Genomic DNA, 14,716 nt, shown 5'->3' with positions numbered 1-14,716 from the left:
CCATAAAAAACGGGGCCCGAAGGCCCCGTTTCTGTTTACGCCAGTTTCTTGTGGCGTACCCGGTGCGGCTGGGCCGCTGCGTCGCCGAGGCGCTTCTTGCGGTCGGCTTCGTATTCGGTGTAGTTGCCTTCGAAGAACACTGCCTGCGAATCATCCTCGTACGCCAGGATGTGGGTCGCCACGCGGTCCAGGAACCACCGATCGTGAGAGATCACAATGGCGGCGCCAGGGAAGTCCAGCAGCGCTTCTTCCAGCGAACGCAGGGTTTCCACGTCGAGGTCGTTGGATGGTTCGTCGAGCAGCAGGACGTTGCCGCCCTCTTTCAAGGTCAGGGCCAGGTGCAGGCGGCCACGCTCACCACCGGACAGGTCCTTGACGAACTTCTGCTGGTCGCCGCCCTTGAAGTTGAAACGGCCAACGTAGGTGCGCGACGGGATCTCGTAGTTGCCGATGCGGATGTTGTCCGAACCGTCGGAGATCTGCTGGAACACGGTCTTGCTGCCGTCCAGGTCGTCGCGGCTCTGGTCCACGCAGGCCAGCTGCACGGTTTCACCGATCTCGATGCTGCCCGAGTCCGGTTGTTCCTTGCCCATCAGCATGCGGAACAGGGTCGACTTACCGGCACCGTTGCCGCCGATCACGCCGACGATGGCGCCCTTGGGCATGGCGAACGACAGGTTGTCGATCAGCACACGGTCGCCATAGCCCTTGGTGACGTTCTTGAACTCGATGACCTTGTCACCCAGGCGCGGACCGGCCGGGATGTAGATCTCGTTGGTTTCCGAACGCTTCTGGAATTCCTGCGACTGCATTTCCTCGAAGCGCTGCAGACGAGCCTTGGATTTCGACTGGCGGGCCTTGGCGCCCTTGCGCACCCACTCCAGCTCTTCCTTCATGGCCTTTTCATGGGCCGACTGCTGCTTGGATTCCTGGGCCAGACGGTCGGACTTGGCTTCCAGCCAACCCGAGTAGTTGCCCTCGTAAGGAATGCCGGCGCCGCGGTCCAGTTCCAGGATCCAGCCTGCCACGTTGTCCAGGAAGTAACGGTCGTGCGTGATCGCTACCACGGTGCCCGGGAAGTCGTGCAGGAAGTGCTCCAGCCAGGCTACCGAGTCGGCGTCCAGGTGGTTGGTCGGTTCGTCGAGCAGCAGCATGTCAGGGGCCGACAGCAGCAGGCGGCACAGGGCCACGCGGCGCTTTTCACCACCCGACAGGTGTTCTACCTTGGCGTCCCAGGCCGGCAGGCGCAGGGCATCGGCCGCCACTTCCAGCTGGCGCTCCAGGTTGTGGCCGTCGCTGGCCTGGAGGATGGCCTCGAGCTTGGCCTGTTCGGCAGCCAGTTTGTCGAAATCGGCATCCGGATCGGCGTAGGCGGCATACACTTCATCGAGGCGCGCCTGGGCGTCCTTGATGACGCTGACCGCTTCTTCCACCACTTCACGCACGGTCTTGGCCGGGTCAAGTTGTGGCTCCTGCGGCAGATAACCCACGTTGAGCTCGGGCATCGGGCGGGCTTCACCGTCGAATTCCTTGTCGACGCCGGCCATGATTTTCAGCAGGGTGGATTTACCCGAGCCGTTGAGGCCCAGCACGCCGATCTTGGCGCCAGGGAAGAACGACAAGGAAATGTTTTTGAGAATTTCCCGCTTCGGCGGCACAACTTTGCTCAGCCGATGCATGGTGTAGACGTATTGAGCCATGAGAAACCTGGTGACAGTAGACAGATGAAGAATCCGCGAGATGGTCAAAGCTACCGGAATGCGCGAGACAGGGCAAACGACCTGCAAGCACTGGTGGCACATGGCCATAAAACAAGGCATGCTAGCCGCCCTTCGGGCGTCCGGCTTATAGTGCGCGCAGTTTATGGCCAGGGGGCCCTTTGCAGCGGGCTGCAAGCCCTGTTGCCAGCCACTTGCCACAGCCAGCCAGACCGCAGGATCACAGTTTGACCAACCTCAACCAGCCGTCATCCCTGCGCTCCCCGATCAACGCGACCGGCGAGCCGACGCGCGGCACCTTAAAAAGCGCCCTGGCCCTGCTGGCCTTGCTGCTGCTGACCTTGCTGGTGTGGCAACTGCTGGACCAATTCAAGCACAGCGTCGCCGACCAACGGCAGCGTACCCTGGACTACACCACCGTGCTGGGCGAGCACCTGGGGCTGAACATGGCCCTCAAGGGCCAGCAGGCCCTGTACCGCGCCACCAGCGGCGATGCGCAGACGCCCCAGGGCGTGCAGGCGCTGCTGCAGGCGCACCTGCCGGCCCTGCAAAGCGTGGCCCGGCTCGACAGCCAGGGCAACGTGCTGGCCGACAACGGCCATGCCGCCGCCGGCTACGACCTGCCCAGCCTGGTGAAGCGCAGTCTGGGCGAGAGCTTCCACTTCAGCCAGAGCCCCGACGCCCATCAGGTATACCTGCTGCTCAGCGCCAGCGAGCGCCCCGGCGAAGGCTACTGGCTGCTGCGCCTGGACGCCTCAATCTATTCCATCCTCACCCACCGCGTGGACCCCACTGCCCCGCCGCGCTGGCTGCTGGAAAGCCGCGAGCCGGCGCTGGTGCTGCAACGCGACCCGGCCAGCAGCGAGACCGGCCTGGCCCTGAGCGCCCGCGAGCAGGCCCAGAGCGTCACCAGCGTGCCGCTGGCCAACACCGACTGGCAACTGCGCACGCTGTTCGACGAACACGACGCCGAGCTGCAACTGCTGCCCGCTCTGATCGGCAAGTTCCTGCTGCTGGGCGCCTGCTCGCTGCTGCCGCTGCTGGCGCTGTTCAACCTGCGTCGTCGCCAGCGCCAGCTGCATGAAGACCGCCGCCGCTACCAGGACATCTTCGAGGGCACCGGCGTGGCGCTGTGCGTGCTCGACCTGTGCGCCCTGCAAGACTTCCTCGCCGCCAACGGCATCGCCACCCCCGCCGAGCTGGACACCTGGCTGGCGGCCCAGCCGGCCCGCCGCGAGGCGCTGATGCAGCAACTGCGCATCACCGAAGTCAACCAGATGGCCCTGGGCCTGCTCAACGTCGAAGACAGCCAGGGTGCCTGGCAGCGCCTGTTCGGCAGCGACCGGCTGGACAACGCCAGCGTGGGCCGCCAACTGCTGGACACCCTGTTGGGCGAGCAGCGCGAGCTGGAAACCGAAATTCGCATCAACGACCGCCTGGGCCAGCACCAGTACCTGTGGCTGACCCTGCGCCTGCCCCACGCCAGCGGCGACCACGGCTCGGTGATCCTCAGCATCAACGACGTCACCAGCCGCAAGAGCGTCGAGCTGTCGCTGGTGGAGCGCGAAGGCTTCTGGTCGGACGTGGTGCGCACCGTGCCCGACCACCTGTACGTGCAGGACGTGTTGAGCCAGCGCATGATCTATAGCAACCACCACCTGGGCCAGACCCTGGGCTTCAACAAGGCCGAGCTGGTGCAGATGGGCGAATACTTCTGGGAGATCCTGCTGCACCCCGAAGACGCCGGCGACTACCAGCGCATGCGCCTGGCCCGGCGCCAGGACGCCGACCTGCAGCTGCTGCAGTGCCAACTGCGGTTCAAGCACAAGGACGGCCGCTGGCTGCGCTTCGACATCCGCGAACAGGCCCTGGCCCGCGATAGCGAAGGCCGCGCCACGCGCATCATCGGCGTGGCCAAGGACGTCACCGAACAGATCGAGGCCAGCGAGTCCCTGCGTGACAGCGAGCAGCGCTACCGCATGCTGGCCGAAAGCATCAGCGACGTGATCTTCTCCACCGACAGCCAGCTGGCGCTCAACTACGTCAGCCCCTCGGTGCAGGCAGTGCTGGGCTACGACGTGAAGTGGGTGTTCGACAACGGCTGGCAGTCGACCATCGCCAACCCGCAGCAACTGACCGGCATCTACCAGCTGATCGAACGGGTCAGCAAGGTGCTGGACCAACCGGATGAATTGGCCGCCCTGCGCAACCAGCTGACCACCCAGCTGTTCGTGCTCGACTGCCTGCGCGGCGATGGCCGCAAGATCCCCATCGAGCTGCGCCTGGTGCTGGTGTGGGACGACCACGGCACCTTCGAGGGCATCCTCGGCGTGGCCCGCGACATCAGCCAGCAACGCCGCGCCGAGAAAGACCTGCGCATGGCCGCCACGGTATTCGAGCACTCCACCTCAGCCATCCTCATCACCGACCCGGCCGGTTACATCGTGCAGGCCAACGAGGCGTTCAGCCGCGTCAGCGGCTATGAAGTAGCGCAGGTGCTTGACCAACTGCCTACCATGCTCACCGTCGACCAGGAGCAACAGGCGCACCTGAGCTACGTGATCAAGCAGCTGCACACCCGCGGCACCTGGGAAGGCGAGGTGTGGCTCAAGCGCCGCAGTGGCGAACATTACCCGGCCTGGGTGGGCATCACCGCGGTGTTCGACGACGAAGGCGACCTGGCCAGTTACGTGTGCTTCTTCAGCGACATCAGCGAGCGCAAGGCCAGCGAACAGCGCATCCATCGCCTGGCCTATTACGACGCCCTCACTCACCTACCCAACCGCACGCTGTTCCAGGACCGCCTGCACACCGCGCTGCAGCAGGCCGAGCGGCAGAAGTCGTGGGTGGTGCTGATGTTCCTCGACCTCGACCGTTTCAAGCCGATCAACGACTCCCTGGGCCACGCCGCCGGCGACCGCATGCTCAAGGAAATGGCCACGCGCCTGCTGGCCTGCGTGGACGACGAAGACACCGTGGCGCGCATGGGCGGCGACGAGTTCACCCTGCTGCTGCAACCGCGGGCCACCCGCGAGGCGGCGCTGAACCGCGCCATCCACGTGGCCGAGCAGATTCTCACCAGCCTGGTGACGCCGTTCGTGCTGGAGAACCGCGAGTTCTTCGTCACCGCCAGTATCGGCATCGCCCTCAGCCCGCAGGACGGCAGCGAGCTGAGCCAGCTGATGAAGAACGCCGACACGGCCATGTACCACGCCAAGGAACGCGGCAAGAACAACTTCCAGTTCTACCAGGCCGACATGAACGCCAGCGCCCTGGAGCGCCTGGAGTTGGAAAGCGACCTGCGCCACGCCCTGGAGCAGAAAGAATTCGTGCTCTACTACCAGCCGCAGTTCAGCGGCGACGGCAAGCGCCTGACCGGCGCCGAGGCGCTGCTGCGCTGGCGCCACCCACGCCGCGGCCTGGTGCCGCCGGGCGACTTCATCCCGGTGCTCGAAGAGCTGGGCCTGGTGGTGGACGTCGGCGACTGGGTGCTGACCGAGGCCTGCCGCCAGCTGCGCGCCTGGCACCAGGCCAAGGTGCGCGTGCCCAAGGTGTCGGTGAACATCTCGGCACGGCAGTTCTCCGACGGCCAACTGGGCACGCGCATCGCCAACATCCTCAAGGAAACCGGGCTGCCGCCGGCCTGCCTGGAGCTGGAACTGACCGAAAGTATCCTGATGCGCGAAGTCAACGAAGCCATGCAGATCCTCGACAGCCTGAAGTTCCTGGGCCTGAGCATCGCGGTGGACGACTTCGGCACCGGCTACTCGTCGCTCAACTACCTCAAGCAGTTCCCCATCGACGTGCTGAAGATCGACCGCACCTTCGTCGACGGCCTGCCCGAGGGCGAGCAGGACGCGCAGATCGCCCGCGCCATCATCGCCATGGCCCACAGCCTGAACCTGGCGGTGATCGCCGAGGGCGTGGAAACCCACGAGCAGCTGGACTTCCTGCGCGAGCATGGCTGCGACGAGGTGCAGGGCTACCTGTTCGGCCGGCCCATGCAGGCCAGCCGCTTCGAGGCGCAGTTCAGCAACGACGCCCTATTCATGTTCGACTGAACAGTGTGGGAGCTGGCTTGCCAGCGAGCTTGTGGAGCCCCCAAAGAACTCGCTGGCAAGCCAGCTCCCACAGAAGCGTCATGAACACCACTCGTCAAGGCAATGACTGCCTTTCATATGCCAGATAAAACGCGATGGGGTAGAATGCGCGCCTGATCACCTTTTTCCAGCACGATCCTTGAGGACCGCCATGTTCAGCCGTGATTTGACCCTTGCCAAGTTCGACGCCGATCTCTTTGCCGCCATGGAGCAAGAAGCTCAGCGCCAGGAAGAGCACATCGAGCTGATCGCCTCGGAGAACTACACCAGCCCAGCCGTCATGGAAGCCCAAGGCTCGGTGCTGACCAACAAGTACGCCGAAGGCTACCCAGGCAAGCGCTACTACGGCGGTTGCGAGTACGTCGACGTGGTTGAGCAACTGGCCATCGACCGTGCCAAGCAGCTGTTCGGCGCCGACTACGCCAACGTCCAGCCGCACGCTGGCTCCCAGGCCAACGCCGCCGTCTACCTGGCCCTGCTGCAGGCCGGCGACACCATCCTGGGCATGAGCCTGGCCCACGGCGGTCACCTGACCCACGGCGCCAGCGTTTCCTCGTCGGGCAAGCTGTACAACGCGGTCCAGTACGGCATCGACGCCAACGGCCTGATCGACTACGACGAAGTCGAGCGCCTGGCCGTCGAGCACAAGCCGAAGATGGTCGTGGCCGGTTTCTCCGCCTACTCGCAAGTGCTGGACTTCGCCCGCTTCCGCGAAATCGCCGACAAGGTAGGTGCCTACCTGTTCGTCGACATGGCTCACGTGGCCGGTCTGGTCGCCGCTGGCGTCTACCCCAACCCTGTGCCGTTCGCCGACGTGGTCACCACCACTACCCACAAGACCCTGCGCGGTCCACGTGGCGGCCTGATCCTGGCGCGCGCCAACGCAGACATCGAGAAGAAGCTGAACTCCGCCGTGTTCCCAGGCGCCCAGGGCGGCCCGCTGGAGCACGTCATCGCCGCCAAGGCCGTGTGCTTCAAGGAAGCGCTGCAGCCTGAGTTCAAGGCCTACCAGCAACAAGTGGTGAAGAACGCCCAGGCCATGGCCGGCGTGTTCATCGAGCGCGGCTTCGACGTGGTGTCGGGCGGTACTCAGAACCACCTGTTCCTGCTGTCCCTGATCAAGCAGGAAATCTCTGGCAAAGACGCCGACGCCGCCCTGGGCAAGGCGTTCATCACCGTGAACAAGAACTCGGTGCCGAACGACCCACGCTCCCCGTTCGTCACCTCGGGCCTGCGCTTCGGCACCCCGGCCGTGACCACTCGCGGCTTCAAGGAAGCAGAGTGCAAGGAACTGGCCGGCTGGATCTGCGACATCCTGGCGGACCTGAACAACGAAGCGGTGATCGACGCCGTTCGCGAGAAGGTCAAGGCCATCTGCGCCAAGCTGCCGGTCTACGGCAACTGATAGCAGTACCCTGACGCAAAAAAAACCGGCTCATCGAGCCGGTTTTTTTATGCCCGCACAACCCGTAGCAGCGGCCAGAGGCCGCGTCCAGGGCGCCAGACGCAGCCTTCGGCAGCTGCTACGGGGGACCGGCCAAAGGCCGCGTCCAGGGCGCCGGACGCAGCCTGCGGCAGCTGCTACGGGGTGCCGGGGTGGGGGGTTGGGTAGGTTTTGTCCAGTTGCAGCGGGTGCGCGTAGGGGCTATCCCACAGTTGGGCATGCAGCTGGCCTACGCGCGTGGCCATGGCTGGGTTGCGCATCACCACCTCCAGGTTGCGCGACTTGTCCATGTAGCCGCCCAGCCAGTTGCTGGTGCCCACCCAGGCCACCTGGCCGTCGATTTCCATGGTCTTGCTGTGGGTCACCCGCGCGTAGGGGATGAAGCCCGTGGGCGCCTCGGGAATGGTGACGATGCGCACCTGCACGTTAGGCAGCACCGCCAGGCTTTTCAGATAGTCCAACTCTGGCTCGGCAGTGTTCCAGTCGGACACCATCAGCTTCACCAGCACGCCGCGGGCTGCCGCAGCGCGCAGGGCGTTGTCGATGACCGGGTAGTAAGGGCGGGTGTGGTCGGGCCCGTAGGACAGCGGCGCATAGTCCAGCAGTTGCACGCGCACCTCATGTTTGGCCTCGGCCAGCAGCTGCGGCAGCTCCTGTTCCGAGTCGCCCACACCCGGCGGGTTGAAGCGCGCCGGGCTGGCCACCAGGTAATTGCCGGTGCGTAGCGCAGGTGCGCCCGAGGCCGGCTGCGGCACCGGCTGGTGCTGGCTGAGGGCCTGCTCGGCGGCCCAGTCCTGGTTGAAGATGGCCTGCACCTGGGCGGCCATCTGCGCCTCGCTGATCAACACGCCGGTCTCGTGGATATGCTCCATCGAACGCCAATCGAAATTCTGGCTGCCGACGAAGGCCTGCTTGCCGTCCACCACCATGAACTTGGCGTGGATGATGCCGTTGCCGGTCAGCTGCGCGTAGGGCAGCACGGCGAAGCTCAGGTTGGGGATGGCCCGCAGCCGCGCCAGGGTGGCCGGGTCGGAGAGCTTCTGGCCCTTGTCTTCCAGCAGGAAGCGGATCTTCACCCCGCGCTCGCCAGCGGCCTGCAGGTGCTTGATCACCTGCTCCATCACCGAACCTGAGTGGTCCACGGCGTAGAACTGTTCGATGTCGATGCTCTGGCGGGCGTTGTCGAACAGCTGCATCCACACCGGCCCCGGCGCGCGCAGGTCGGGGGTTTGCAGGGTGGTGGCCAGCGGCACCGTGTGCACCAGCTCGAAGCCGGGAATGCTGAAATCGGCGCGTGCCGCCGGCAGTGCCAGCAACAGGGCAAGGGCCAACCATGGCCGTGGGGTATGGCGTGAACGCATCGGTGCTCCGCTGTCAGGGGGTGGGCAGGGGCGCCACGCTAACAGCGAAACATGACCGATCGGTTAAGCCTGCAACGCGGCAAAGCCGGCGCGGATCTTTTCTTCGGGCAGGTCGTCGGCGATGAACACCATCACGCTCTCGCGCGCCTCCCCAGGGGCCCACTCGGTGTCCCAGTCGAAGCCGTACAGTTTGAGCACGCCCTGGAACACCAGGCGGCGGTCTTCGCCGGCGATGTTCAGCACGCCCTTGTAGCGCAGCAGCTGGCGGCCATGGTCTTCCAGCAGCTGGTTCATGAAGTCGCTGAGGCGGTCGATGTCCAGCGGTTGGTCGGTGCGCAGCACCAGGCTGCTGATGCGGTCCAGGCTGCCGGCGGCCACCACCGGGCGCAGATTGAGGCTGGCGTTGAGGTTGAAGCCGCGCACGTCCAGCAGCTCGGCCAGGTCGATCTCGCCGTGCTGCACCACGCGCACCGGGGCGCGGCGGTTGATGCGGGTCAGGCGCTGGCTCAGGGCCTCGAAGGCCTGGGCGCTGACCAGGTCGGTCTTGCTCACCAGCAGGCGGTCGGCAAAGCCCACTTGGGCCTGGGCGATGGTCTGCGCCAGATGCACGTCGGCGTTGCCGGCGTCCACCAGGGTGATGATGCCGTCGAGGATGTAGCGCTCGCGCAGTTCCTCGTCGATGAAAAAGGTCTGCGCCACAGGCGCGGGGTCGGCCAGGCCGGTGCACTCGATCACCAGGCGGTCGAAGGCCAGCTCGCCGCTGTCCAGGCGTTCCAGCAGCAGGAACAGCGCCTTGGTCAGGTCGGTGTGGATGGTGCAGCAGACGCAGCCGTTGGCCAGGGTCATGACCTGCACCGGGGCGTCGCCCAGCAGTTGGGTGTCAATGCCGGCGTCGCTGAATTCGTTCTCGATGACGGCTATTTTCAGGCCGTGCTCGGCCTTGAGCAGGTGGCGCAGCAAGGTGGTCTTGCCGGCGCCCAGGAAGCCGCTGAGGATGGTGACGGGAATGGGGGAAGACAAATGCATACTCCAAGGTAAACCCCGTAGCAGCTGCCGCCAGGCTGCGTCACAGGCGCCGCACATAGCAGACGCAGCCTGCGGCAGCTGCTACGGGGGTGTCACAAAAAAACATGCCCCCAGCAAGTGGGGGCATGGGTCAAATCAACAACACTTCGGCCCGCCCTTGCCACCGTAGCGGGCCTCCTGGCGTTCGCGGAAGAACGCCTCGTAGTCCATCACCGGCTTGTCCGGGTGCTTGGCCTGCATGTGCGCTACGTAGTTGTCGTAGTCGGGCATGCCCACCATCAGGCGCGCGGCCTGCCCCAGGTATTTGCCCAGCCGGCTCAGGTCATTGAACATGTCTGCCTACCTCGTTCATCACGCGTCCGGGACCGCCTGGAAAGGCGATTCCTTGTCGGTGCGCTCGGTCTTGCCCCAGGCCGCGATACCGACCTTGATGGCATAGAACAGGATCGCGAACACCACGAACAGGAACAGCCCGGTCAGCGCCGCGTTGGTGTACGCGTTGAAGATCACGTGCTGCATCTGGTTGATGTCCTTGGCCGGGGCAACGATCTGCCCGGCGTCCAGCGCCGCGCTGTACTTCTTCGCCAGGGCCAGGAAACCGATGGCCGGGTTGGCGTCGAACAGCTTGATGAAGCCTGCGGTAGTGGTGCAGATCAGCAGCCACACAGCGGGAATCAGCGGCACCCAGATGTAGCGCTGGCGCTTCATCTTGATCAGCACCACCACGCCCAGCATCAGCGCGATACCGGCCAGCATCTGGTTGGAGATACCGAACAGCGGCCACAGGGTGTTGATGCCGCCCAGCGGGTCGACCACGCCTTGATACAGCAGGTAACCCCACAGCGCCACGCAACCGGCGGTGCCGATGATGTTGGCGGTCCACGACTCGGTGCGCTTCAGCGCCGGCACGAACGAGCCCAGCAGGTCCTGCAGCATGAAGCGCCCGGCACGGGTGCCGGCGTCCACCGCGGTGAGGATGAACAGCGCCTCGAACAGGATCGCGAAGTGGTACCAGAACGCCATGGTGTTCTCACCCGGCAGCACGTGGTGCAGGATCTGCGCGATACCCACGGCCAGGGTCGGCGCGCCACCGGCACGGGCCAGGATGGTGTTCTCGCCAATGTCATGGGCCACGGCCGTCAGGGCGTCCGGGGTAATGGCAAAGCCCCAGTTGCTGACGGCGGTCGCCACCGCCACCACGTCAGTACCGACCACGGCGGGCGGGCTGTTCATGGCGAAGTACACGCCTGGCTCGATCACCGAGGCAGCCACCATGGCCATGATCGCCACGAAGGACTCCATCAGCATGCCGCCGTAACCGATGTAGCGGGCATTGGTTTCGTTATCCAGCAGCTTGGGCGTGGTGCCCGAGGCAATCAGCGCGTGGAAACCCGACACCGCGCCACAGGCAATGGTAATGAACAGGAACGGGAACAGGCCGCCCTTCCACACCGGGCCGGTGCCGTCGATGAACTGGGTCAGCGCCGGCATTTTCAGCACCGGGGTGGTGATCAGGATGCCGATCGCCAAGGCAATGATGGTGCCGATCTTCAGGAAGGTCGACAGGTAGTCACGTGGCGCCAGCACCAGCCATACCGGCAGCACCGCCGACACCGCGCCGTAGCCGATCAGCATCCAGGTGATCTGGATGCCGGTGAAGCTGAAGATTTTGTTCCACGCCGGATCAGCGGCAATCTGGCCCCCCAGCCAGATCGAGCCCAGCAGCAGCAACACGCCGATGATCGAGATCTCGCCGATGCGGCCCGGGCGGATATAGCGCATGTACACGCCCATGAACATCGCGATCGGGATGGTCGCCATCACCGTGAACATGCCCCATGGGCTGTCGGCCAGGGCCTTGACCACGATCAGCGCCAGCACCGCGAGGATGATGATCATGATCAGGAAGCAGCCAAACAGGGCGATGGTGCCGGGAATGCGGCCCATCTCCTCACGCACCATGTCCCCCAGCGAGCGCCCGTTGCGCCGCGTGGACATGAACAGCACCAGGAAGTCCTGCACCGCGCCGGCCAGCACCACGCCGGCAATCAGCCACAGCGTGCCGGGCAGGTAGCCCATCTGCGCGGCCAGCACCGGGCCCACCAGCGGCCCTGCGCCAGCGATGGCGGCAAAGTGGTGACCAAAGAGGATGTGCTTGTTGGTCGGCACATAGTCCAACCCGTCATTGTTGAGCACCGCCGGCGTGGCCCGACGCGGGTCGAGCTGCATCACGGTGTTGGCGATGAAGAGGCTGTAGTAACGATAGGCAACCAGATAGATAGCCACCGCCGCCACCACAATCCACAGTGCGTTGACCGCTTCGCCGCGGCGCAACGCCACGACGCCGAGGGCGCACGCTCCCAGTACTGCCACGATCAGCCATGGCAGATGGCGGAGCGGACTATTGTTGTTGTTCATTTTTTTTATTCCAACCAAGTGGATACGAAAGTCAGCCCTGCGAGTCTAGCGAGACTGCACGGAAAGACCACCCCTTACGTTGGTCTAGAGCCTTCTTTTACAGGACGACCATCATTTTTATCCGCCCTTGCGTGGCACTTGGCAAGCACCAGCAGACCAGTGAACACCGCGGCCAAACGCCGGTCGCAATAAGTAAGCCCCCGCACAGGAATGCCCCCATGCCCAAGGCTCCGTTTCCACCGCCGCTGCTGTACCTGACCTTCATCGCCGTGGCCATCGCGTTGAGCTACGCCCTGCCCATGCCCGTGCCCGACACCAGTTGGACCCGCGCCACCGGCGTGGCCCTGATAGTGCTGGGCCAGGGCCTGTCGTTCTGGGCCATGCTGCGCTTCAAGCGCCAGGCCACCAGCCCCAGCAACTTCGAACAGCCGGACCAATTGCTGCAGCACGGCCCCTTCGCCGTGTCACGCAACCCGGTGAACCTGGGCGACACCCTGGCCTACGCCGGCATCGGCGTGCTGCTGAGCAGCCTGTGGCCATGGCTGCTGCTGCCCGTCCTGATCGCCATCATGAACCGCGCCGTCATCCGCCCGGACGAGGCGCAGCTGGAGCAACAGTTCGGCGACACCTATCGTCAGTATTGTCGACGGGTTCGAAGATGGCTTTGAGACACTAAGCTATAGTCAGGGGAATCGCAGAGGGCCGCAGCCATGACCGATACCCACGACGAGCGCCGCCGCTTCAAGCGCGTCGCCTTCGACGCCAAGACCCAGATCAGCCAGGGCGACCGCAACTGGTCGGTGAAACTCATCGACCTGTCCCTGCGCGGCGCCCTGATCCAGCGGCCCGACCACTGGGACGTCGACCCGCGCAAGCACTTCCAGATCAACATCCACCTCACCGACCTGATCGAAGTGCGCATGGACGCGGAATTGCGCCATGAAGAGCATGGGCACCTGGGGTTCGCCTGCCTGCACATTGGCCTGGAAGATATTGGCCATTTGCGCCGGATCATCGAGTTGAACCTGGGGGATATGGAGGAGCTGGAGCGGGAGTTGGGGGCGTTGGTGGAGGTTTGAGGGGGAAACTGCTCCCGGGACTGTAGCCGCTGCCGCCAGGCTGCGCTGGCCAGTTGCCTCACCATAGACTCAATCTTCGGCACCGGTTACATCAGCGCTCTCTGCGCCATGCACACCTACCTGCCGGCTGCCTGGAGCGCGAGAATGCCCGAAGCCACTGCAACCGTGCCGCTACACACCAGTCTCATCAAGCTTGCAAAGGACGAACGCACTATCTGAAGAGAAAACACTCAACTCAATGGAATCAAATCTGTTTTTATCAGTGCCTTGTAGTACAAATTCGCTGAGCGAGGCCTTCAAATCGGAGCATATTTCCAAAAAATACTCATCACCTCCTACCACGCTCAACCCGCGATCAAATCCAACCTTGAAAATAGAAACCCAGAAAAACAAAGACATCAAAGTTGAGCCAGGGCCGCCAGAGCAATCCATTTCATCGCTGACAAAATGGAATGCTGCCAGACTGCTATAGTTCCGCTCCGACATAGCGAATTCGTACAGCCCCTTCGCGACTTGCAACGCATCCAGGTACCCATCCCATTTTGTCATTGCTCATCTCTAGTAAATACATTCAGCTGAATGACTGGATTACGGACCATTTCTCGTGGATCTAGTGCGCTGGCGCGTTAACTGAGCCTGCGAACACCTCCAATAGATTCTTCGAAACGCTCATTCCAGCCATCCGAACAAAACCGGAAGCCTCCTACAAACCGTAGGGAAACCTTCCCACTGGATATCCCATCACCCAGCCCCCTAGGCAGGAAGCCCCATGAACAGCACCGCCCTCAACGACCTCAGCAAATTCCTCAGCTACGTCCTACGCCACGAGCCCCAAGCCATCGGCCTTACCCTGGACAGCGAAGGTTGGGCCGACCTCGACCAACTCATCCGCGGCGCAGCCACCCAGGGCCGCACCCTGAACCGAGACCAGATCCAAGCCGTAGTCGACACCAGCGACAAAAAACGCTTCGCCCTGTCCAGCGACGGCCAGCGCATACGCGCCGTGCAAGGCCACTCCACCACCAGCGTCAACCTGCAGCTAGAAGCACAAGAGCCACCAACCGTGCTCTACCACGGCACCGCCACCCGCTTTCTGGACTCCATCCGCGAACAAGGCCTGATCGCGGGCGCGCGCCACCACGTGCACCTGGCTGAAGACATCACTACGGCAGCGGCCGTGGGGCAGCGCTATGGCAAGCCTGTGGTGCTGCGCATCGAGACACAGGCGATGCGGCAGCAGGGCTTCACGTTCTTTCGGGCTGAGAATGGGGTGTGGTTGGTGGAACGCGTGCCTGCGCAATTTCTGAGGCTGGACACGGAAAAGGCGGAACCAAGCCAAGGCTGACGGGTTATGAAAATCCGCCGCCAGTTTCTCCGCGCATCCCCCACCCCAAGCAAGTTCTGTAGCCGCTGCCGCCAGGCTGCGCTGGCCAGCAGTCCCGCAGCCCATGCCAAGCGTGCACCTGCGTCCGGAACAATTAACGCGCTCCCCCATCTTTGCGGCAGGTCTACCTCCCTCCCTCTCACCTTCTGTTTCTAAACGTTTTAGCCTCTTGCGCCCACACCTCGC

The 14,716-nt window shown here is 64.0% G+C and carries 11 protein-coding genes; 5 read left to right on the top strand and 6 right to left on the bottom strand.

Going from position 1 to position 14,716, the window contains the following annotated elements:
- Nucleotides 1-35 precede the first annotated feature (35 nt).
- Nucleotides 36-1,700: an energy-dependent translational throttle protein EttA gene (gene ettA / locus ACWKWX_RS00680; protein ID WP_416426973.1), complete on the bottom strand. Its 1,665-nt coding sequence runs from the start codon at nucleotides 1,698-1,700 to the stop codon at nucleotides 36-38.
- A 245-nt stretch (nucleotides 1,701-1,945) separates the two neighbouring features.
- Between ettA and ACWKWX_RS00675 the strand changes: the two genes are divergently transcribed.
- Nucleotides 1,946-5,779: a sensor domain-containing protein gene (locus ACWKWX_RS00675; RefSeq protein ID WP_476301131.1), complete on the top strand. Its 3,834-nt coding sequence runs from the start codon at nucleotides 1,946-1,948 to the stop codon at nucleotides 5,777-5,779.
- 190 nt (nucleotides 5,780-5,969) lie between these two features.
- Nucleotides 5,970-7,223, top strand: coding sequence for a serine hydroxymethyltransferase (gene glyA, locus ACWKWX_RS00670; RefSeq protein ID WP_416426975.1), 1,254 nt, complete (start codon nucleotides 5,970-5,972; stop codon nucleotides 7,221-7,223).
- A gap of 176 nt (nucleotides 7,224-7,399) precedes the next feature.
- On the opposite strand, the gene ACWKWX_RS00665 is transcribed toward glyA, so the two are convergent.
- The 4 genes from ACWKWX_RS00665 to ACWKWX_RS00650 form a co-directional block, all read right to left on the bottom strand.
- Nucleotides 7,400-8,623 carry a phospholipase D-like domain-containing protein gene (locus tag ACWKWX_RS00665; RefSeq protein ID WP_483826811.1) on the bottom strand — a complete coding sequence of 408 codons (1,224 nt, stop codon included), beginning with the start codon at nucleotides 8,621-8,623 and terminating at the stop codon, nucleotides 7,400-7,402.
- 63 nt (nucleotides 8,624-8,686) lie between these two features.
- Nucleotides 8,687-9,649 carry a GTPase gene (gene yjiA / locus ACWKWX_RS00660; protein ID WP_483826810.1) on the bottom strand — a complete coding sequence of 321 codons (963 nt, stop codon included), beginning with the start codon at nucleotides 9,647-9,649 and terminating at the stop codon, nucleotides 8,687-8,689.
- Nucleotides 9,650-9,784: 135 nt separating this feature from the next.
- Nucleotides 9,785-9,982, bottom strand: a complete 198-nt coding sequence (locus ACWKWX_RS00655; RefSeq protein WP_416426978.1) for a YbdD/YjiX family protein — start codon at nucleotides 9,980-9,982, stop codon at nucleotides 9,785-9,787.
- Nucleotides 9,983-10,000: 18 nt separating this feature from the next.
- Entirely contained in the window at nucleotides 10,001-12,067 is a 2,067-nt protein-coding gene (locus ACWKWX_RS00650) for a carbon starvation CstA family protein (RefSeq protein WP_416426979.1), read from the bottom strand.
- 218 nt (nucleotides 12,068-12,285) lie between these two features.
- On the opposite strand from ACWKWX_RS00650, the gene ACWKWX_RS00645 reads away from it, so the two are divergent.
- The gene (locus tag ACWKWX_RS00645) at nucleotides 12,286-12,735 is read left to right on the top strand and encodes a methyltransferase family protein (protein WP_483826809.1); all 450 of its coding nucleotides are present in this window, start codon (nucleotides 12,286-12,288) and stop codon (nucleotides 12,733-12,735) included.
- Between the two features lie 42 nt (nucleotides 12,736-12,777).
- Nucleotides 12,778-13,146 (top strand): PilZ domain-containing protein, encoded by a 369-nt coding sequence (locus ACWKWX_RS00640; protein ID WP_416426981.1) that lies wholly within the window; start codon nucleotides 12,778-12,780, stop codon nucleotides 13,144-13,146.
- Nucleotides 13,147-13,317: 171 nt separating this feature from the next.
- Here the strand turns inward: ACWKWX_RS00640 and ACWKWX_RS00635 are convergent, their stop codons facing one another.
- Nucleotides 13,318-13,695 (bottom strand): hypothetical protein, encoded by a 378-nt coding sequence (locus tag ACWKWX_RS00635; protein ID WP_483826808.1) that lies wholly within the window; start codon nucleotides 13,693-13,695, stop codon nucleotides 13,318-13,320.
- Nucleotides 13,696-13,915: 220 nt separating this feature from the next.
- Here ACWKWX_RS00635 and ACWKWX_RS00630 point away from each other — a divergent pair, with 220 nt between their 5' ends.
- Entirely contained in the window at nucleotides 13,916-14,491 is a 576-nt protein-coding gene (locus ACWKWX_RS00630; RefSeq protein ID WP_483826807.1) for an RNA 2'-phosphotransferase, read from the top strand.
- Nucleotides 14,492-14,716: the final 225 nt, after the last annotated feature.

The sequence above is a fragment of the Pseudomonas imperatae genome (assembly GCF_057128625.1).
The sequence above is the reverse complement of the archived record's forward strand: the minus strand, read 5'-3'. Positions and strand labels throughout refer to the sequence as shown.

What these genes read in the sequence shown, in the direction of transcription:
- ACWKWX_RS00655 (WP_416426978.1), bottom strand. Translation starts at nt 9,982, where the DNA reads ATGTTCAATGACCTGAGCCGGCTGGGCAAATACCTGGGGCAGGCCGCG.
- ACWKWX_RS00630 (WP_483826807.1), top strand. Translation starts at nt 13,916, where the DNA reads ATGAACAGCACCGCCCTCAACGACCTCAGCAAATTCCTCAGCTACGTC.
- ettA (WP_416426973.1), bottom strand. Translation starts at nt 1,700, where the DNA reads ATGGCTCAATACGTCTACACCATGCATCGGCTGAGCAAAGTTGTGCCG.
- yjiA (WP_483826810.1), bottom strand. Translation starts at nt 9,649, where the DNA reads ATGCATTTGTCTTCCCCCATTCCCGTCACCATCCTCAGCGGCTTCCTG.
- ACWKWX_RS00635 (WP_483826808.1), bottom strand. Translation starts at nt 13,695, where the DNA reads ATGACAAAATGGGATGGGTACCTGGATGCGTTGCAAGTCGCGAAGGGG.
- ACWKWX_RS00645 (WP_483826809.1), top strand. Translation starts at nt 12,286, where the DNA reads ATGCCCAAGGCTCCGTTTCCACCGCCGCTGCTGTACCTGACCTTCATC.
- ACWKWX_RS00650 (WP_416426979.1), bottom strand. Translation starts at nt 12,067, where the DNA reads ATGAACAACAACAATAGTCCGCTCCGCCATCTGCCATGGCTGATCGTG.
- glyA (WP_416426975.1), top strand. Translation starts at nt 5,970, where the DNA reads ATGTTCAGCCGTGATTTGACCCTTGCCAAGTTCGACGCCGATCTCTTT.
- ACWKWX_RS00665 (WP_483826811.1), bottom strand. Translation starts at nt 8,623, where the DNA reads ATGCGTTCACGCCATACCCCACGGCCATGGTTGGCCCTTGCCCTGTTG.
- ACWKWX_RS00640 (WP_416426981.1), top strand. Translation starts at nt 12,778, where the DNA reads ATGACCGATACCCACGACGAGCGCCGCCGCTTCAAGCGCGTCGCCTTC.